This is a genomic window from Catellatospora paridis (genome assembly GCF_009720365.1).
GTDB classification, from domain to species: domain Bacteria; phylum Actinomycetota; class Actinomycetes; order Mycobacteriales; family Micromonosporaceae; genus Catellatospora; species Catellatospora paridis.
The window spans coordinates 421,101-440,667 of sequence record NZ_ML769312.1 but is presented as its reverse complement, the minus strand read 5'-3'; the positions used below and the strand labels follow the sequence as shown (position 1 = coordinate 440,667).

Genomic DNA, 19,567 nt, shown 5'->3' with positions numbered 1-19,567 from the left:
TCCGGTGATCGACCGCGCGCATCGGTGACGACACCGCACGAACGGCGCGGAAACCGGCGGTCCTGGTCCGCCGACGTGCGGGCACCCTGACAAGATGATCGACCCGCCGGTAACAAGAGTACGGCGGGCGGTGACTGCGCCGGTGTCCATCGCTGAGGACCCGTCGCCCGGCACGGCCGAGCGGCCGCCCCCGGGAGGGCGGCGGTGGCCCGGTCAGGTCGCGGGTGGGCCGTGCACGCGGTCGCGGCCGGCCCGCTTGGCGGTGTAGAGCGCGGCGTCGGCGCGGTGGACCAGGTCCGCGGTGGTCAGGCCGTGCTCGGGATAGGCGACCACGCCCAGGCTCGCGGTGACCGTCACCGAGTGGCCCTGGAATTCGATCGGCGCGGCGGACAGCGCCGCCCGCACCCGTTCCGCGGTGCGCATCGCCGCGTCGCTGCCGGTGTCGGGCAGCAGCACGGCGAACTCCTCCCCGCCGTGCCGGGCGGCGAGATCGGTGGATCGCAGGTGCGCCTTCAGGATCTCCGCGACCCGGCGCAGCACGGCGTCGCCGGTGAGATGTCCGTGCTCGTCGTTGATCGCCTTGAAGTGGTCGAGGTCGAGCAGGATCAGCGACAGCGGCGTGCCGCGCCTGCGGGCGTGGTCGAGATCGCGGTCCAGGCCGGTGCGCAGCGCACGGCGGTTGGGCAGCCCGGTCAATGGATCGGTCGTCGCCAGGTCGACCAGCACCGCTCTGCGCTGCGCGATGCGTTCGGCCATGACGTTGAGCGCGTCGGCGAGTTCTCGCAGCTCACCGCGGGACTTCACCTGCGCCCGGGTGTCGTAGTCGCCTTCGGCGAACATGGCGGCCGTCTGGGTGAGCCGGCGGATGTCGCGGACCAGCCCGCGCGAGAGCGCCCAGCCCAGCCCTAGTGCCGCCGCCATACCGGCCAGGCCCGCCGCCAGCGTCAACCGGCGGCTGTGCGCGCCGGCGGACAGCACTTCGTCGTACAGGGCGGTGTAGTCGAGCAGCAACGCGCCGACGATGCCGTCGGCCGGGGTGCGGATCGGGACGACGACCAGCTTGAAAGGCGCGCCCCCGCCCTCGCGGGTGACGGTGCGGATCAGCCCGTCGCGCAGCGTTGCGGAGATCTGGCCGTCGGCGTCGACGCCGAGGCGTGCCTCGCCCGCCGGCATCGTGCCGGCGACACTGTCGCGACGCAGATCGACGATCTCGACGTCGCCGCCGATCTGACCGCGCAGCTGATCGAGGTGAGCCCGTATCGTCACGGGATCCAGCGGGCGGCCACCCTGCACGTCGTCGGCGATGTCGGCGGCGATCACCCCGGCGAGTTGCTGCGCCTCGGCCTGCGCGTCACGGGCGGCAGCCAGCCGCTGCTCGCGTTCGGCGATCAAGCCGATCACCGGCAGCAGCGCGGACACCAGCACGAACGCCACCGCCAGCCGCGGGCCCACCCGGGCAAGCCGGCCCGACCCGCGCAGGAGTTTCCCTGGCCGCAGCAGTATCTGCATGCCTTGCGTGAGGTATCTGCGCAGATTCATCGCCATGGCAGCCGGTAAGCCGTCCGTCACCCGGCTTGTCGTGCGGCCGGTCCTCGCCGTAATGTCGCGAACCTGGCTGAACTGTGCATACCGCCACCCTAGCCGCTGGAACGCAGGCGAGCGTCTGACGCGATGCTCCGGTCCGTCGCCGGTCGGCCGTCAACGCTGCAGCCTCTCCATGTGCCGCGCCGCGTCGGCGGCCGCCTCGTCGGGGGCGATACCTCCTCGATCGTGCGGACTCGTCACCGCCCCGGGGCCCGCTGCTTGACCTCCTGCATCAGCCACCCGTTGCCGTCCGGATCGGTGAACGTGGCGAACGACGCGTAGCTGCGCCCGTCGGGAGCCGGACCGTCCACCCGCTCCTGGTACCCGTTGTCATAGGTGTTGTGGAAGACCCTGCTCACCTCGACACCCCTGCCGAGCAGGTCGGCGCGGGCCGCTTCGAGATCGGCGACGACGAGGTAGGTGCCCTGGGTGGTGCCCGGCACGGCCGGGGTGAGTCCGCGGCCGAAGTGGACCGAGCACGTCGAGCCGGGCGGCGTCAGCTGCACGATCCTGAACTTCGGACCGGCCTCGTAGTCGGCGTCGAGCCGCCACCCCAGGCCGCGGTAGAAGACGAGGGAACGGTCGACGTCGGCCACCGGGATGACCACGACCTCGACCTTCATGTCCATCGTCGGCGGGTTGACGGCATCCGCCGCGCCGTCGGGCGAAGTGCTCATGTGGACCTCCTGGGTTCAGCCGAACGTGAACGCGTACACCTCGGCGCCTGGCTCACCGAACGTGATCTCCAGGGTCCGCTCGCGGACGGCGGCCTGCTCGCGGACGAGCTGGTACAGCCGGCCCTCCCGGAGCACACCGTCGCCGTTCTCGTCGACGTCCACGCCGTGCGAGGGGCCCGGAGCGTGGCCGTCCACGAGCACCCGGAACGGAATGGGCGCGCTGCCGCCCGACGACAGGACGAGGTGTGCGTCGCGCGCGTGGAACCGGCAGGCGACGGTCCCGCCGGCCCGGTCGAGCAGGACATTCTCGCGTCCCACCGTCCAGTCGCCGGCCAGCGCCCACTGGTTGAGGCGCAGGTCTTCGGGGAGCTCGTAGGCACGGTGTTCGTCGTACGCGATCCGGCCCGGCGAGGCGAAGTTCTCGCCGCGCGCGTAGCCGAGATACGTCTCGGGCGAGCGCAGGTGCTGCCAGTCCGCCTCCGCCTCCACGCCGCGGCCTTCGACGAAGGTCGAGACCAGCTCGCGCTCCACGCCGAGCAGTCGCTGGATCACCTGCTCCGACCGTTCGTACCGGCCCTCGCCGAAATGCTGGTCACGGACGACGCCCTCGGCGTCGACGAAGTAGAGCGCCGGCCAGTAGTGGTTGTCGAACGCCTGCCAGACCGCGTAGTCGTTGTCGACGGCGACCGGGTAGTCGATCTCCCGCGCCGCCACCGCCTGCCGGATCAGGTCGCTGTCGCGTTCGAACGAGAACTCCGGGGTGTGGACGCCGACGACGACCAGCCCGTCGTCGCGGTACGCCTGCGACCAGGCTCGGACATAGGGCTGCGCGCGCAGCCAGTTGATGCAGGTCAGCGTCCAGAAGTCCACCAGGACGGCACGGCCGCGCAGCTCGGGGCGACCGAGCGGCGCGACACCGAGCCACTCGGACGCCCCGTCGAACGCGGACAGTTCCACCCGCTCGAACGTGACAGACATGATCGGTTCCTTGCTGTACCGGTCGGAGGAACGCCTAGTTAGGCATGATTCCTTCCTTTCATTCATCTTAGAGGTGATTCGTCGCGAGGACGCCCGGACCGCGTCGGCTTCCGGCCCGTCGTCCTCGGCTGACGTCTGGGCCAGGACAGATTCGAGTCGTTTGTCCGGTTCAGTGGGAGTCGTCACCACCAGACGAATCCGCGCGCCGCCGGGTCGGCAGCGCTCCGCGAACCGGCCGGTAGCCCGCGAACGCCGACTCCAACACGCCTTCACCGCCGGTCACCTCCGGCAGCACCCGGTGCAGTTCCTGTGCATACGCGGCGGTCAGCGTCGCGACGACGGTCATCTCGTCGCCGCGCACGACCTGGTCGGCCACGACGGACTGGAGCCTGCTGAGCACACTGAGGACCGGGCCGAGCGCCGAAACCGGGATGTCGAGGGTCACCCGGGCCAGCGGCTCGCACACGGTGGTGCCGGATTCGGCCAGCGCCTGCGTCATCACCAGCGGGGTCAGCTTGCGGAAGTCCGCGGCCGTGCTGTCCGGCCCGCGCAGCGACGGCGGCCCGTCCGCGACGCTGTACCGCGACTCGGTCATCGTCACCACGCAGTCGGTCACCGGCCAGCCGCGCGGGCCCGCGCGCAGCGCGTCCCGGATGTACTCCCCCATGCTGTCCTTGAACAGATCGAGGGTGCGGTAGACGTACAGCGGCGCGAACCGGTAGTCCACCGGCACCCGCACCTGGACGCCGGAACCCGGCGGCGCGGGCTCGACCCGCAGCCCGATGGTGGCCTGGTACGGGTTGGACGGTGTGTTGAGCCGCTCCACCGCCTCCCCGACGCCCGCCGGGCGCTCGACGCACAGCGTCGTCGTCTCCCGGAAGTCGGCCTCGACGCCGAACTCCGCGGCCAGCGTCGCCCGGATGACCTCCTTCTGCACCTCGCCGTAGAGCGAGACCGCCGTGCCCAGGTTCTCGTCGGCCCGCACGTTGATCAGCGGGTCCTGCTCGGCCAGCTGCGCCAGCGCCGAGCGCAGCCGCGCGCCGTCGGCGTGGTGCGCGGGCACGAGCAGCGCTTCGAGCATGGGCGGGGCGAAGTGGTGTGCGGGCAGGTCGTCGGCCGCGCCGATGGCGTCGCCTACGTGCACGGCGGTCAGGCCGCGCAGCGCCGCGATGCCGCCCGCGGCGACACGGTCGCGCGGGACCAAGTCGCCGTGCTCCAGCATGTGCAGCGCCGTGATCCGGTCCCGGCCGCCGGTCGGATGGTCCCGCACGTGCAGGGTGCCGTCGAACATCCGCACGTAGGCGACCTTCTCCCCCGCCGGCCCGCGCTCGATCTTGAAAATCCGTCCGCGCGGGCCCGCCGCGGGGTCGCCGGCCGACGCGGGCAGCAGGTCCGTCAGACCCGCCATGAGGGCGTCGATGCCCGCGCCGGTCATCGCCGAGCCGGCGAAGACCGGGTGCACCGCGCACCGGGCCGTCTGTGCGGCGAGTTCCGCGCGCAGCCGCCGGGGAGTCAGGCAGGACTCGTCCGCGACGTACGCGGCCAGCAGCGCCTCGTTGTCGGCGGTGAGCACGTCGGCGAGGGTCCGGGTGTCCGGCTCGGCCACCGCCGCGCGCTCGCCGGGCCGCGACACCCGGGTCATCGGCGCGGCTTTCACGTCGAGGCGTCGCGCCAGCTCCGCGAGAGTCCGTCCGGCGTCGGCGCCACCACGGTCGATCTTGTTGATGAAGATCAGCGTGGGCACGGCGAGCCGCCGCAGCGCGCGCATGAGCAGCCGGGTCTGCGGCTGCACCCCCTCGACGGCCGACACGACCAGCACCGCCCCGTCGAGCACGCCGAGCACACGGTCCACCTCGGCGATGAAGTCCGGGTGCCCCGGGGTGTCGATGATGTTGACCGCGGTGTCCCCGATCCGCAGCGCCGCCACGGCGGAACGGATCGTGATGCCCCGCTGGCGTTCCAGCGCCAGCGAGTCGGTCTGCGTCGTGCCGGCGTCGACGCTGCCGACCGCGTCGATGACCCCGGCCGCGTAGAGCAGCCGCTCGGTCAGGGACGTCTTACCGGCGTCGACATGGGCCAAGATCCCGAGATTGAGCGTACGGAGCGACAAACGTCAAATCCTTCGAACGAGCGGGCAAGAGAGCTTCGAGGGAGTTGAACGTCGCTCGCATGTCTTGCTCCTCGGTCGTGGGACGCCTGTCGCCGACCACGTAACCACCATCCGCGCCCCGGCGCGAGCCATTTCCGCCCACGCCACGCCGCTCACGCGGTCGGTCACCGGCTGAGTGCTCCGTACGCGGTCGCCGCCTACCGGCCCGCGGCGCGCCAGGGGGCGGGACGGCCGTGCAGCCACCACTCCAGCGTCCGGGTGATCCACGGCAGCATCACGTACGTCATCAGCGGGGTCAGGCACAGGGTGCTGGCCAGGGTCCGGACCACCAGCGGGGTCCCGGCCAGGTATCGCACCACCAGCACGTTGGCGAGCAGGCTGAGCGGGAAGAACACCAGCCAGATGGTGACCGCCTGCTTCCAGCGCGGGGGCGCGGGCGTACGCGCCTCCTCGATGCTGTGCTCCTGCGGCGGGTCGAACCAGCCCTCGATGCCGGTACGCCGCTCGGTGCGGGCGTGCTCGACGATGCCCTGGGCCGACGACAGCCACCACTGCCGCTGCGACGAATCCTCCCAGGTCTGCAGCGCGTCGGCGTCGGCGAAGCGGTAGAGCATGTGCCACTCGGTCGAGCCGGGACCCGGCCGCACCCACCCCGCGCCCAGGAACCCGGGGAACTCCTCGGCCAGCGTCGTGCCCGCCCGCATCCACGCGATCATCTCCCGGGCGTGGGAGGGGTCGGCGCGGCGCGTGATGGCGATGGTCACCGGTACGGCGCCGTTGCTGCTGGTCATGTGTCCATCTTCCGGGCGCGGCCGGGCCGCCGGTGTTACCGGGATCGCCATCGCGGCGCGTTCTTCGTCACGCTGCGATTGGCAAGCGGAGTGTCCTCCGTTTATTGTCAGGCTAACCGGAGCCGGTTCCGTTTATTGGCTTGACGGTCCGCGAGCTGCCCATCCAGGAGGATCAAGAACCGTGGAAGCTCCCATCAGTACGCCGTTCGGGGCCACCTCGACCGCCGCCGAGGTCATCGCCGGGGTCGACCTGACCGGGCGGACCGCGATCGTGACCGGCGGGTCGTCCGGCCTCGGCGTCGAGACCGCTCGCGCGCTGGCCGGAGCCGGTGCTGCGGTCACCCTCGCGGTCCGTGACACAGCCGCCGGTGAGCGCGTCGCCCAGGACCTGATCGCGGCGACCGGAAACAGCCGCATCCGGGTCGCCCCGCTGGACCTGGCCGACCAGCGGTCGGTGGCCGCCTTCGCCTCGGCCTGGTCCGGGCCGCTGCACATGCTGGTCGCCAACGCCGGGATCATGGCCACTCCCCTGCTGCGTACCCCGCAGGGCTGGGAGCTGCAGTTCGCGACCAACCACCTCGGCCACCTCGCGCTGGCGACCGGCCTGCACCTGGCGCTGGCCGCGGCCGGCGGCGCGCGGATCGTGTCCGTCAGCTCCGTCGGGCACATCAATGGCGACGTCGACTTCGACGACATCAACTTCGAGCGCCGGCCGTACGACCCGTGGCTGGCCTACGGCCAGTCGAAGACCGCGAACATCCTGTTCGCCGTCGAGGCCGCCAAGCGCTGGGCCGCCGACGGCATCACCGCCAACGCCCTGAACCCAGGCCGGATCACCGGCACGAACCTGGGCCGGCACATCGACGGCCTCGCCGGCGCGCCCGCGTCGTTCGCACCGGCCAGCACCGACGTGTCCTGGAAGGACGCCGAACAGGGCGCGGCGACCTCGGTCCTGCTCGCCGGATCGCCGCTGGTCGACGGTGTCACGGGGCGCTACTTCGAGGACTGCCAGGTCGCCGTCCCGCACCGGCCCGGCATACGGCGCGGTGTGGCCGCCTACGCACTCGACCCGGTGGCCGCCGCGCGGCTCTGGCAGGTGTCCACCGACATGCTCGCGAGCGCAGGTTCGCGCCGATGAGCCTGCCACCGTCGGAGACGGGCCCTGACGAGCCGGTGGCGGCGGCCGCCGAGGAGTCCTTCAGCGTGGGCTTCGCGATCGGCGGTGGCTCACCGGGATCCGACAGCTTCCTCACCGTGGCCGTCGCACTCGGCGCGAACCTGGTGATCGCGGTCGCCAAGACCGCCGCGGCGCTGATCACCAGGTCGGCGTCGCTGACCGCGGAGGCGGCGCACTCCTGGGCGGACACCGGCAACGAGGTGTTCCTGATCGTGGCCAACCGTCGCGCCGCCCGCCCGCCGGACCGGGGACATCCGCTCGGGCACGGCCGCGAGGCGTACGTGTGGTCGCTGTTCGCCGCCGTCGGGCTGTTCGTGGCCGGTGGCGCGTTCTCGATCACGCATGGCGTCGGCCAGCTGCGTTCGCCCACTCCCGCCGACGACTTCCTGCTGGGATACGCCGTGCTGGCGCTCTCGTTCCTGCTGGAGGGGCTGTCGTTCCGGCAGTCCGTGCGGCAGGCGAGGGCGGACGCGACGGTGATGGAGCGCGATCTCATCGAGCACGTGCTGGCCACGTCCGATCCGGCGCTGCGGGCGGTGTTCGCCGAGGACGCCGCCGCGCTGCTCGGCCTGCTCCTGGCCACGGCCGGGCTGGCGGCGCACCAGCTGACCGGCTCGCCGATGCCGGACGCCATCGGGTCGATCCTGGTCGGGGTGCTGCTCGTGGTGGTCGCGGCCCTGCTCATCAACCGCAACCGCCGGTTCCTCGTCGGCGAGGAGGCCGATCCGCGGGTGCGCGCCGCCGTGCTGCGGTCGCTGCTGGCCATGCCCGAGGTCGACCGGGTCACCTACCTGCGGCTGGAGGTCGTCGGCCCACGAATGATCTCGGTGGTCGGCGACGTCGACCTCGCCGGTGACGACATCGAGTCCCACGTCGCCGTACGCCTGCGCGCGCTGGAGGCGAGGGTCAGCTCCTCGCCGGCCGTGGCGGGCACGGTGCTCAGCCTGTCCGCGCCGGACGAGCCGTCGCTGGCGCCGTAGCCCGCCCCGGTTCAGGCCTTGTCGCCGTGCCAGGAGCGCCACAGCGCCGCGTACGCCCCGCCCGCGCGAACCAGTTCGTCATGGCTGCCCAGCTCGCTGATCCGGCCGTCGGCCAGCACCGCGACCCGGTCGGCGTCGTGCGCGGTGTAGAGGCGGTGCGCGATGGCGATGACGGTCCGTCCCTGCAGGACGGCGCCGAGCGAGCGTTCGGTGCGCCGGGCGGTCGTCGGGTCCAGCGCCGCGGTCGCCTCGTCGAGGATCAGCGTGTGCGGATCGGCGAGCACCAGCCGCGCCAGCGCCACCTGCTGCGCGTCGGCCGGGTTCAGCGCCCGCGCACCGTCGCCGAGTTCGGTGTCCAGGCCGTCGGGCAGATCGGCGTACCAGTCGGCGCCCACCGCGGCGAGCGCGCCGCGCATGTCGTCGTCGGTGGCGCCGGGCGCGGAGAAGGCGAGGTTGTCGCGCAGCGTGCCGATGAAGACGTGGTGCTCCTGGGTGACCAGGGCGATGCGGCGGCGGCGTTCGGCCGGGTCGAGGTCGGTCACCGGGACGCCGCCGAGGCTGACCTCGCCTTCGCGGGGCGCGTCTATCCCGGCCAGCAGGCGGGCCAGGGTCGACTTGCCCGCACCGGACGGCCCGACGATGGCGAGCCGCTCGCCGGGGCGCACCTCCAGGTCGATGCCGTGGAGCACGTCCTGGCCGCCGGCGTAGCGGAACCGCGCGCCGCGGACCGTGAGCCGCTGGCCGGGCGGGGCCGAAGCGACACCGCGGGGCTCGGGCGCGACCAGGCCGATGCCGAGCACGCGGGCCAGTGAGGCGACACCTCGCTGGGCCTGCTCCAGAAAGATCATGATGTGGTCGATCGGTTCGATCGACTGCTGGGCGTAGAGGGTCGCCGCCACGACCGCGCCGAGGGTGACCCAGCCCTCGCTGAGGAAGAACCCGCCCGCGAGCAGCATCGCCGCGGCGGGCAGCGCGTAGCCGGACTCGACGACCGGGAAGAAGACGCTGCGCAGCGCCAGCGTCGCCCGGCGCGTGGTCCACTGCCGAGCGATCCGCGCGGTGCCCTCGCGGGTCCGCTCCTCGGTCAGCCGCAGCGCCTCCACGGTCCGCGCGCCCTCGGCGGTCGCGGTCAGCGACTCCGTGAGTTCCGAGCTCGCCTCGCCCTCGGCCAGGTAGGCCTGCGGGGCGCGGCGCAGATACCAGCGGGCGACCGCGACGGACGTCGGCGCCCCGGCGAGGATGAGCAGTCCGAGCAGCGGATGCAGCAGGAACACGGCCGTGATGACCAGGAGCAGCTGGATGGCCGAGATGAGCACGATCGGCACGACCTGGCGGACCGCGTTGCCGACGGTGGCGACGTCGACGGAGCTGCGGGTGGCGAGGTCGCCGGTGCCGGCCCGCTCGACCACGGCGATCGGCAGGCGCAGCGTACGCGCGACGAAGTCCTCCCGCAGCCGGGCGTTGGCCCGTTCGCCGAACTTGTTGCCGACGTTCTGGGCGGTGCGGAACAGCAGGATCTGCGCCAGCACACACCCCGCCATGACCAGGGCGTACGTGTCCACGTCGGAGGCGGTCGCGCCGGCGGTGACCCGGTCGACGATCCGTCCCACCAGCCACGGTGCGGCGAGCCCGGCGACCGCGGCGGCGACGTACAGCGCGAGCGCGAGGCTCAGCGACCTTTTCTCGGTCCGGGCCAGCTCGGCCACCGACCGGCGCACGGTCGCCGTGTCGGCGACGGGCAGCGCCTTCATCGCCGGGCCGCCGGTGCGGTGCGGGCCTCGGTGGTCATGGTCTCGGTCATCGTCGCTTCCCCTCGCGCGGCGTCGGTCTCCGGCTCCGCGGCGTCGCGGGCGACCAGGGCCCGGTAGCCGGGTTCGGTCTCCAGCAGTTCGTCGTGCGTGCCGACAGCGGCGACCCGCCCGCCTCGTACGAACGCGACGAGGTCGGTGCGGTCCAGCAGCAACGGAGACGTGGCGAGCACGACCGTGGTCCGGCCGGTGCGGTGCTCGTGCAGCCGGTCGGCGATGCGGGCCTCGGTGTGCGAGTCGACGGCCGAGGTCGGGTCGACGAGGATCAGCACATCGGGTTCGGCGAGCAGGTGTTGGGCCAGGCGTACCCGCTGGCGCTGGCCGCCGGAGAGGTTGCTGCCGCGGCCTTCGATCGGTGCGTCCAGGCCGCCGGGCAGCGACTCGACGATGTCGTCGGCGGAGGCGGTGCGGATCGCGGCGGCGAGCTGCGCGTCGCTGATGCCGTCCCGGATCCGCAGCACGTCGCGCAGCGTGCCCGGGAACAGGTAGGAGTCGTGGTCGGCGACGAGGATCCGGGCCCGGACCTCGGCCGGGTCGACGCCGGCGATCGGCAGCCCGCCCCAGGTCACCTCGCTGGCGACGTAGCGGCCCAGCCGGTCGGCGAGGGCGATCGCGTCCGCCGGGTCCTCGGCCGCGACACCGATCATCCGGCCGGTCGGCACGGCCAGCCCCGACTGGGGGTCGTACAGCTCGGCGGGGCCGGCGGGGGCGGGGCCGTCCGCCGCGGCGTCGGGCTGGATCCGCAGCACCGCGATGATCCGCCGGGCCGCGACCATGCCCCGTACGGTCATGAAGCCGCCTTCGAGCAGGAACCACACCGGCACCGACAGGACGGCGGCGTAGCCGTAGACGGCGACCATCTCACCGACCGTGATCTGCCCTTCGGCCGCCATCCGCGCGGCCAGCCAGACGATCGCGGCCAGGAACAGGGCGGGGATGCCCGCGGTCAGCGCCTGCACCCAGGAGGTGATCGAGCCGACGCGGTAGCCGCGCCGGAGCAGGCTCTGCGACCGGGCGGCGTAGCGGCGGGCGAACAGGTCGCGGCCGCCGACCCCGGCCAGCACGCGCAGCCCGGCCACGATGTCACCGGCCCGGGTGGTCAGGATCCCCAGTTCGTGCCGGTAGTCGGTGTCGACGCCCTGCAGCCGGTTGAGCAGCGGTCCCACCACCAGCACGACCATCGGCACGCCCAGCAGCACGAAGACGGCCAGCAGCGGGTCGACCGACCAGAGCACGACGGCGGCGGTGGTGTAGGCCAGGACGGCGCCCACGCCCGGCCCGGTCATCGTCAGCGCCCACGAGGCCTGCGAGATGTCCGTGCCGGCGACCGTCGCGATCTCGCCTGCCGCGACCGTGCGCGGCAGCACCGCGCCCAGCCGGGCGATGTGCCGCAGCACCACCTGCGAGGAGCGTGCCGTCGCGTCCTCGCGGAGGAAGGTCATCGTCCGATGCCGCATGATGCCCAGGTAGGCGACGACGACACCGGCGCCGATGATCGCGGCGACCCAGCTCAGCAGGGCCCGCGTGTCGCCCGTGCGCAGCCCGTCGTCGATCGCCCGCGCGATCAGGTACGGCCGCACCGCGAGCCCGATCATCCAGGCCGTGCCGACGACGCTGCCACGCAGGGCGCGCGGCCACTGGCTGCGGACCAGCCACCACAGGTACCGCACGGGACCTCTCGTATCCGCAATGCCGGGATCGGAATGTGGGAGGTGTGGGGGCATGGGCTCAGGCTACCGAGGGTCCCGATGCCCTGGCTTGCGGGTTTTGCCCCGGCGCCGGATGAATCCCACCAATACATCGACATTGGCGAGTTCCCTGATGCCGTGGTGCACCGCACCCGGACACGAACGCCGGCACCGAGTGGGCGGGTCGGGTGCCGGGCTACCTGCCCGAGTCCGTCGCCGCGTACTCGTCGAGCAGCCGCTGTTCGTCGTCCTTGGCGGGGAAGAAGACGAACACGATGGTCGCGCCGATCAGGACCGCGATGATGCCGGCGAGGTAGGCCCACTGGTCGCCCTGCAGGAACGCCGCCTTGGCCCCGGCGATGATCTGGGTGGAGTACTGCGGGTACTGCTCGGCGGTGGTGGCCGCGCTGGAGAACGACTTGGTGAGCTGCGTCTGCACGCTGGCCGTGATCGCCGGGTTGGGTGGCGCGGCGGTGACGGCAGCCGCGGCGGCGCTGGCGTACCCGGCGGTGAGCAGCGCCCCGAAGATCGACTGCATGACCGCGCCGCCGAGGTCGCGCTGCAGGTCGGCGGTGCCGGACGCCATGCCCGCCTTGGTCACCGGCACCGAGCCGGTCAGCGAGTGGGAGGCGGGCGTACCCGCGAAGCCGACCCCCGCGCCGATCAGGGCGTAGCCGAGCCCGACCTGCCAGTAGCCAATGCCCTCCCGCCACAGCAGCAGCATCGTCAGGAATCCGAGCAGCACGAAGACGTATCCGGTGAGCAGCGTGAACCGGGCGCCGTGCGACTCCACCAGCTTCGCCGACCGGGGCGCGATGATCACCATGAGGATCGCGGCGGGCAGGATCGCCGTCCCGGCCTGCACGGTCGAGTAGCCGAGCACGTTCTGCAGGAACTGCTGGCCGATGAACATCGCACCCATCAGCGAGCCGAACACGATGATGCCCGCGCAGGCGGCGACCCAGAACACCCGCCGCGAGGCGATGTCCAGGTCGTAGAGCGGGTTCGCGGCCCGGCGCTCGCGCAGCACGAACGCGACGACGGCGGCCAGGGCGAGCACGGTCAGCCCGGCGACCAGCGCGCCGGCGTTGGGCACGGGCGCGAAGTTGATGGCGAGGATCGCCGCGCCGACCAGCACGACCGACAGGATGCCGCCGAGGTTGTCGACCGGTTCGGTGGTCTCGTTCACGTGCGCGGGCACCAGCATCACGGCCATGACCAGGGCTATCGCCGCCAGTGGCAGGGTGATCAGGAAGACCGAGCCCCACCAGAAGCGCTCCAGCGCGAAGCCCGCGGCCAGTGGCCCGAGTGAGGCGATGGCCCCGCCGGTCGCCGACCAGAGCGCGATCGAGCGGGTGCGGGCCGGACCCGACCAGAGTGCGGCGATGAGCGCGAGGGTGGTCGGGTAGGCCATGCCCGCGGAGAGGCCGCCGACGAAGCGGGCGATGATCAGGACGGTGTCCGTGGGCGCGTACGCGGCGAGCAGGCACGCGGGCACGGACAGCAGGATGCCTGCCACCAGCATTAGCTTGCGGCCGTACCGGTCGCCGAGCGCGCCCAGGTAGATGACCGAGCAGGCCAGGCCGAGCGAGTACGCGACCGCGATGAGGTTGAGCGCCGTCTGCGACGAGTCGAAGGCCCGGCCGATGTCGGGCAGTGCCACGTTGGCGACGGCCAGGTTCAGGTTGGCCACCGCCGCGACCATGATCAGCGCCGCGAGCACCAGCCCTGGCCGCGCCGGCGCCGACGACCGCCGGTCAGGCGATGAGGTCATCGTCGGCTACTCCCCCGTCCCGTTCGCGGCCAGGCGTTTCGATCAGGTTATCGGCTATCGCGACCATCACGGGTAAGTTGCCGGAATAGGACCGTTTCAGGGGTCTACAGGTGGAAACTGACCACAAGGACTAAGATCGCGGCGATCCGGCGGTCGCCTCGTCGGCGCGCGGTCTCCTCCGACAGCGTCGGCACTCGGTCGAACCCCGCTCACGGCGCACCGGCCGCGGCGTGCAGGATGGTGGACAGGTGGCTCGGGTTGCAAGCAACTTGCGGTCGCCGCACAGGGGATCTTGTTGCTAAATAAGCCTTAATGTCCGTTTACCGTCCAGCTCAATTTGTGGGATCCATACAAAACTCGCTGTCGCCTACTGAGGCGTACAGCGGTTTCCTACTCACCGGTAGCTGGAAGGGTTGTTGGCGAGGATCCGCCCTGAAGGGGTCCCGAGTTCCAGTCATTGGGAAGGCTTGATCGGTGTTCAGTCGCATCGCCATCGTCAACCGGGGAGAGGCCGCCATGCGGCTCATCCACGCAGTCCGCGAGATCAACGCCGAGAGCGGTGCTCCGCCGATCGAGACGATCGCCCTCTACACCGAGGCGGAGCGCACCGCCACGTTCGTCCGCGAGGCCGACGACAGCTACTGCCTCGGGCCCGCCTCGGCACGCCCCTACCTCGACCACGCCGTGCTGGAGCGCGCACTGGTCGAGATGCAGGTCGACGCGGCATGGGTCGGCTGGGGCTTCGTCGCCGAGGACCCCACCTTCGCGGAGCTGTGCGAGAAGATCGGCGTCACCTTCATCGGCCCGAGCGCCGAGGCGATGCGCAAGCTCGGTGACAAGATCGGCTCGAAGCTGATCGCCGAGGAGGTCGGCGTTCCAGTCGCGCCGTGGAGCCGGGGTGCGGTGGAGAGCCTGGAGGCGGCCACCCGCTCGGCGGCCGAGATCGGCTACCCGCTGATGCTCAAGGCCACCGCCGGCGGCGGCGGTCGCGGCATCCGGGTGGTGCGCAGCGACGAGGAGCTGGCCGACGCGTACGAGCGCACCAGCCTGGAGGCCAAGCGCGCCTTCGGCAGCGGCATCGTGTTCCTGGAGCGCCTGGTAACCGGCGCCCGGCACGTCGAGGTCCAGGTCATCGCCGACGGCCAGGGCACCGCGTGGGCGCTGGGCGTGCGCGACTGCTCGGTGCAGCGGCGCAACCAGAAGGTCATCGAGGAGTCCGCCTCGCCCGTGCTCGCCCCCGCGCAGGTGGCCGAGCTGAAGTCGGCCGCCGAGCGGCTGGCGCTGGCGGTGGACTACCGCGGCGCGGGCACCGTCGAGTTCCTCTACCACCCGGGCGAGAAGCTGTTCGCCTTCCTCGAGGTCAACACCCGGCTGCAGGTCGAGCACCCGATCACCGAGGCGACCACCGACTTCGACCTGGTCAAGGCACAGATCCACGTCGCCTCGGGCGGACGGTTGGGCGACCTGATCCCGACCGAGGTCGGCCATGCGGTGGAGGCCCGGCTCAACGCCGAGGACCCCGACCGCGACTTCGCCCCGTCGCCCGGCCGGATCGAGCGGCTGACGCTGCCCGCGGGTCCGGGCGTGCGGGTGGACACCGGTGTCAGCGAGGGCGACGTCATCCCCGCCGACTTCGACTCCATGATCGCCAAGATCATCGCGTTCGGGCGTACCCGCGAGGAGGCGCTCGGCCGGCTGCGCCGCGCGGTCGCCGACACCGTCGTGATCATCGAGGGCGGCGCGACCAACAAGAGCTTCCTGCTCGACCTGCTCGACCAGCCCGAGGTCATCGACGGCAGCGCCGACACCGGCTGGATCGACCGGGTCCGCGCGCAGGGCCGCCTGATCTCCACCAAGCACTCCGGCATCGCGCTGGCCGCGGCCGCCATCGAGGCGTACGAGGACGAGGCGCAGATCGAGCGGCACCGGCTGCTGTCCACCGCGCACGGCGGCCGTCCCCAGGTCCAGCACAAGAGCGGCCGACCGATCGACCTCAAGCTGCGCGGCGCCGCCTACCGGGTGTCGGTCGCGCAGATCGGGCCGCACCGCTTCCGGGTCGGCATCGGCGAAGCCCCGACCGTGGACGTAGAGCTGGAGCGCTTCGACGAGCACACCGGCCGGGTCCTGGTCAACGGCCGCCGGTTCCGGCTGGTCACCGACACCCACGGCCCGATCCACCTGGTCGAGGTCAACGGTGTCACGCACCGCGTCAGCCGCGACGAGGGCGGCGTGCTGCGCTCCCCCGCGCCCGCGCTGGTGGTGGCGACCCCGCTCCAGGTCGGCGACGAGGTCGAGGCCGGCGCCCCGGTGCTCGTGCTGGAGAGCATGAAGATGGAGACCGTGCTGCGCGCACCGGTCAAGTCCAAGCTGCGCGAGATCTCGGTCTCGGTCGGCAGCCAGGTCGAATCCGGCGCGCCGCTGATGCGCCTGGAGCCGATCGGTGACGACACCGATGCCGAGGCCGCCGCGACCGACGCCGTGGACCTGGAGCTGCCGCCCGAGCCCGACGGCCTGACCGCCGAGGCCCGGGTCGCCCGCGGCCAGGCCGATCTGCGCAGCCTGCTGCTCGGCTACGACCTCGACCCGCGCGACGAGCGCCGGGCGCTGTCGGCGTACCTGGCCGGGCGCGCCGAGCTGGGTCGCGTGCCGATCGAGGGCGAGGTCGAGCTGCTGCAGGTGTTCGCCGACCTGTCCGAGCTGACCCGCAACCGGCCGGCCGGCGAGGAGACCAAGGCCGACACCCGGGTGCACAGCCCGCGCGAGTTCTTCCACGCCTACCTGCAGAGCCTCGACGTCGACCGGGCCGGGCTGCCGGACGCGTTCCGGCAGCGGCTGGCCCGGGTGCTCGCGCACTACGGCATCGACGGCTTCGACCGCACGCCCGAGCTGGATGAGGCCGTCTTCCGGATCTTCCTGGCGCAGCAGCGCTCCTCGGCCGACGTCGCGGTCATCGTCTCGCTGCTGCAGCAGTGGCTGACCGAGCCGGTGCCCGGCGAGGGCGTGCGCGAGTCGGTCAGCCAGGCGCTGGAGCACCTGATCTGGGCGACCCAGGTGCGGTTCCCGGTGGTGGGCGACCTCGCCCGCAGCATCGTGTTCCGCTGGGCTGCGCAGCCGATGCTGCGCCGCAAGCGCGCCGAGGTCTACAACGAGGTCCGCGACCACCTGCGCCACCTCGACCGCGACCCGGCCGCGCCGGACCGCGACGAGCGCATCGCGAAGATGGTCGCCTCGCCCGAACCGCTGGTGCGGCTGCTCGGGCAGCGCATCGGTCGCAAGGGCGTCGACAACGGGCCGATGCTGGAGGTGCTCAGCCGCCGCTACTACGGCAGCCGCGGCATCAGCGACACCCACTGCGTCGAGGTGGCCGGGCACACGTTCTTCACCGCGGCGTACGACCGCGACGGCGAGCGCTACCGGCTGGTCTCGACGGCGACGGACTTCGCCGAGCTGCCCGCCGCCCTGGGCAAGACCGCCGGGCTGGCCGACGGGACGTCGTTCGCCGACGTCTACCTGACGTGGGCCGACCAGCCCGACACGGACACCATGGCCACCACGCTGCGCGAGGTGCTCGACCGCGCCGGGGTGCTGGACGTGCTGCAGCGGGTCACGGTGTCGGTGGCCGGGCCCACGGGCACGGCGATGCACCACCACTTCACGTTCCGGCCGGGTCAGGGCGAGGACCGGGTCATCCGCGGGCTGCACCCGCAGATCGCCGAGCGCCTGCAGCTGCCGCGGCTGCGCAACTTCGACCTGACCCGCCTGCCGTCGATCGACGAAGAGGTCTACCTCTTCCGCTGCGTCGCGCCGGACAACCCGGCCGACGAGCGGCTGGCGGCGATGGGGCAGGTCCGCGACCTGACCCCGCTGCGCGACGCCGAGGGCCGAGTGCTCGCCCTGCCCGCCCTGGAGGGCATGCTGGACGGCTGCCTGGACGCGATCCGCAAGGTCCAGGCGCGACGCCCGGCCAAGAAGCGGCTCGACACCAACCGCATCACGCTGTACGTCTGGCCGTCGAGCGAACTGACCGTGGAGGAGCTGAACGCGGTCATCCAGCGCGTGCTGCCGCGTACCGCGGGCGCGGGCCTGGAGCAGGTGCTGGTGCTGGGCCGCCAGCGCGACGAGGTCACCGGTGAGATGGCCGACGTCGCGGTCGAGGTCTCCTTCGACGCGGGCATGCGGATGTCGGTGACCGAGCCGACGACCGAGCCGATCGAGCCGCTCGACGACTACCGGCAGAAGGTGCTGTCGGCCCGCCGCCGCGGCACGACCTACCCGTACGAGCTGACCGGCCTGCTGTCCGGCAGGCGCGGCACGTTCACCGAGCACGACCTGGACGACAAGGGCGAGCTCGTCCCGGTCGAGCGGCCCAAGGGGCGCAACAAGGCGGGCATCGTCGCCGGTGTGGTCAGCACGCCGACCGAGCGCTATCCCGAAGGCGTCACCCGGGTGGCGCTGCTCGGCGACCCGACCAAGGCGCTGGGCGCGCTGTCCGAGCCGGAGTGCGCACGGATCATCGCGGCGCTGAACCTGGCCGAGCGGATGCAGGCGCCGGTCGACTGGTTCGCGCTGTCGGCGGGCGCCCGGATCTCGATGGACTCGGGAACCGAGAACATGGACTGGGTGGCCGCGGCGCTCAAGCGCATCGTCGAGTTCACCCAGGACGGCGGCGAGATCAACATCGTGGTCGCGGGCATCACGGTCGGCGCGCAGCCGTACTGGAACGCCGAGGCCACCATGCTGATGCACACCAAGGGCATCCTGGTGATGACCCCGGACTCGGCGATGGTGCTGACCGGCAAGCAGTCACTGGACTTCTCCGGCGGCGTGTCGGCCGAGGACAACTTCGGCATCGGCGGCTACGACCGGGTGATGGGCCCCAACGGCCAGGCCCAGTACTGGGCCCCGGACCTGCGGGCCGCCCAGGACGTGCTGATGGCGCACCACGAGCACACCTACATCGCGCCCGGTGAGGCCGGTCCGCGCCGGGCGGCCACCACCGACCCGGCCGACCGCGACATCTCGCCGTTCCCGCACGCGGTGCCCGACAGCGACTTCACCACCGTCGGGCAGATCTTCTCCAAGGAGCACAACCCCGACCGCAAGAAGCCGTTCGACATCCGCACCCTGATGCGGGCGCTCGCCGACCAGGACCACGCGATCCTGGAGCGCTGGGCGGGTATGGCCGACGCCGAGACGACGGTCGTGCAGGACGTGCACCTGGGCGGCATCCCGGTGTGCCTGCTCGGCATCGAGTCCCGGTCGGTGCCGCGGCGCGGCTTCCCGCCCACCGACGGCCCGGACACGTACACCGCGGGCACGCTGTTCCCGCAGTCGTCGAAGAAGGCGGCACGGGCCATCAACGCCGCGAGCGGCAACCGGCCGCTGGTGGTGCTGGCGAACCTGTCCGGGTTCGACGGCTCGCCGGAGTCGATGCGCAAGCTGCAGCTGGAGTACGGCGCGGAGATCGGCCGGGCGATCGTGAACTTCCGCGGCCCGATCGTGTTCTGCGTGATCTCCCGGTACCACGGCGGCGCGTTCGTGGTGTTCTCCAAGGCGCTCAACCCGAACATGACGGTGCTGGCCCTGGAGGGCTCGTTCGCCTCGGTGCTCGGTGGCGCGCCCGCGGCGGCCGTGGTGTTCGCCGGCGACGTCAACGCGCGCACCGCCAAGGACCCGCGGGTGGTCGACCTGGAGACGCGGATCGCGGCCGCGACCGGCGGCGAGAAGGCGGCCCTGGTCGGGCAGCTGCTCGACGTGCGGGCCTCGGTCCGCGCGGAGAAGCTGAGCGAGGTCGCCGCCGAGTTCGACGGCGTGCACAGCATCCAGCGTGCAGTGCAGGTCGGCTCGGTGGACGCGATCATCCGGCCCGAGGAGCTGCGTCCGCAGATCATCGCGGCGGTCGAGCGCGGCCTCGCGGCCGCGTAACACGAAGGTCTGTCCGGAAGCCGGTCAGCGCGTCAGCTCATGGCGCCCTGACCGGCTTCCGCGTTCTGCGTCACT

At 72.2% G+C, this 19,567-nt stretch carries 11 protein-coding genes; 3 read left to right on the top strand and 8 right to left on the bottom strand.

Annotation, left to right across the window (positions count from 1 at the left end; all coding sequences use genetic code 11):
* Window positions 1-213: 213 nt before the first annotated feature.
* The 5 genes from F9C41_RS01825 to F9C41_RS01805 form a co-directional block, all read right to left on the bottom strand.
* Window positions 214-1,509 carry a GGDEF domain-containing protein gene (locus F9C41_RS01825; protein ID WP_196279585.1) on the bottom strand — a complete coding sequence of 432 codons (1,296 nt, stop codon included), beginning with the start codon at window positions 1,507-1,509 and terminating at the stop codon, window positions 214-216.
* A gap of 272 nt (window positions 1,510-1,781) precedes the next feature.
* Window positions 1,782-2,261 carry a VOC family protein gene (locus tag F9C41_RS01820; RefSeq protein ID WP_230689212.1) on the bottom strand — a complete coding sequence of 160 codons (480 nt, stop codon included), beginning with the start codon at window positions 2,259-2,261 and terminating at the stop codon, window positions 1,782-1,784.
* A gap of 15 nt (window positions 2,262-2,276) precedes the next feature.
* On the bottom strand, window positions 2,277-3,239 hold the full coding sequence (locus F9C41_RS01815) for a thioredoxin family protein (protein ID WP_155384803.1): 963 nt from the start codon (window positions 3,237-3,239) through the stop codon (window positions 2,277-2,279).
* A 169-nt stretch (window positions 3,240-3,408) separates the two neighbouring features.
* Window positions 3,409-5,349: an elongation factor G gene (locus tag F9C41_RS01810; protein ID WP_155384802.1), complete on the bottom strand. Its 1,941-nt coding sequence runs from the start codon at window positions 5,347-5,349 to the stop codon at window positions 3,409-3,411.
* A gap of 197 nt (window positions 5,350-5,546) precedes the next feature.
* Window positions 5,547-6,140: an antibiotic biosynthesis monooxygenase gene (locus F9C41_RS01805; RefSeq protein WP_155384801.1), complete on the bottom strand. Its 594-nt coding sequence runs from the start codon at window positions 6,138-6,140 to the stop codon at window positions 5,547-5,549.
* A 181-nt stretch (window positions 6,141-6,321) separates the two neighbouring features.
* Between F9C41_RS01805 and F9C41_RS01800 the strand changes: the two genes are divergently transcribed.
* Window positions 6,322-7,278 carry an SDR family NAD(P)-dependent oxidoreductase gene (locus F9C41_RS01800; RefSeq protein WP_230689210.1) on the top strand — a complete coding sequence of 319 codons (957 nt, stop codon included), beginning with the start codon at window positions 6,322-6,324 and terminating at the stop codon, window positions 7,276-7,278.
* Entirely contained in the window at window positions 7,275-8,297 is a 1,023-nt protein-coding gene (locus F9C41_RS01795) for a cation diffusion facilitator family transporter (RefSeq protein WP_155384800.1), read from the top strand. The genes F9C41_RS01800 and F9C41_RS01795 overlap by 4 nt, the downstream gene beginning before the upstream one ends.
* Before the next feature lie 11 nt (window positions 8,298-8,308).
* Here F9C41_RS01795 and F9C41_RS01790 read toward each other — a convergent pair whose 3' ends face one another.
* The 3 genes from F9C41_RS01790 to F9C41_RS01780 all read right to left on the bottom strand — a co-directional run bounded on the left by F9C41_RS01790 (window position 8,309) and on the right by F9C41_RS01780 (window position 13,567).
* Window positions 8,309-10,048 carry an ABC transporter ATP-binding protein gene (locus tag F9C41_RS01790; protein ID WP_155384799.1) on the bottom strand — a complete coding sequence of 580 codons (1,740 nt, stop codon included), beginning with the start codon at window positions 10,046-10,048 and terminating at the stop codon, window positions 8,309-8,311.
* Entirely contained in the window at window positions 10,045-11,700 is a 1,656-nt protein-coding gene (locus F9C41_RS01785) for an ABC transporter ATP-binding protein (RefSeq protein ID WP_230689309.1), read from the bottom strand. The genes F9C41_RS01790 and F9C41_RS01785 overlap by 4 nt, the downstream gene beginning before the upstream one ends.
* A 289-nt stretch (window positions 11,701-11,989) precedes the next feature.
* Window positions 11,990-13,567 (bottom strand): MFS transporter, encoded by a 1,578-nt coding sequence (locus F9C41_RS01780; protein ID WP_155384797.1) that lies wholly within the window; start codon window positions 13,565-13,567, stop codon window positions 11,990-11,992.
* A gap of 474 nt (window positions 13,568-14,041) precedes the next feature.
* Between F9C41_RS01780 and F9C41_RS01775 the strand changes: the two genes are divergently transcribed.
* Window positions 14,042-19,492: an ATP-binding protein gene (locus F9C41_RS01775; RefSeq protein ID WP_155384796.1), complete on the top strand. Its 5,451-nt coding sequence runs from the start codon at window positions 14,042-14,044 to the stop codon at window positions 19,490-19,492.
* Window positions 19,493-19,567: the final 75 nt, after the last annotated feature.

Bases quoted from the DNA above. Each gene is read 5' to 3' on its own strand.
- F9C41_RS01825 (WP_196279585.1), bottom strand. From the start codon at position 1,509: ATGCAGATACTGCTGCGGCCAGGGAAACTCCTGCGCGGGTCGGGCCGG.
- F9C41_RS01820 (WP_230689212.1), bottom strand. From the start codon at position 2,261: ATGAGCACTTCGCCCGACGGCGCGGCGGATGCCGTCAACCCGCCGACG.
- F9C41_RS01815 (WP_155384803.1), bottom strand. From the start codon at position 3,239: ATGTCTGTCACGTTCGAGCGGGTGGAACTGTCCGCGTTCGACGGGGCG.
- F9C41_RS01805 (WP_155384801.1), bottom strand. From the start codon at position 6,140: ATGACCAGCAGCAACGGCGCCGTACCGGTGACCATCGCCATCACGCGC.
- F9C41_RS01795 (WP_155384800.1), top strand. From the start codon at position 7,275: ATGAGCCTGCCACCGTCGGAGACGGGCCCTGACGAGCCGGTGGCGGCG.
- F9C41_RS01790 (WP_155384799.1), bottom strand. From the start codon at position 10,048: ATGAAGGCGCTGCCCGTCGCCGACACGGCGACCGTGCGCCGGTCGGTG.
- F9C41_RS01785 (WP_230689309.1), bottom strand. From the start codon at position 11,700: ATGATCGGGCTCGCGGTGCGGCCGTACCTGATCGCGCGGGCGATCGAC.
- F9C41_RS01780 (WP_155384797.1), bottom strand. From the start codon at position 13,567: ATGACCTCATCGCCTGACCGGCGGTCGTCGGCGCCGGCGCGGCCAGGG.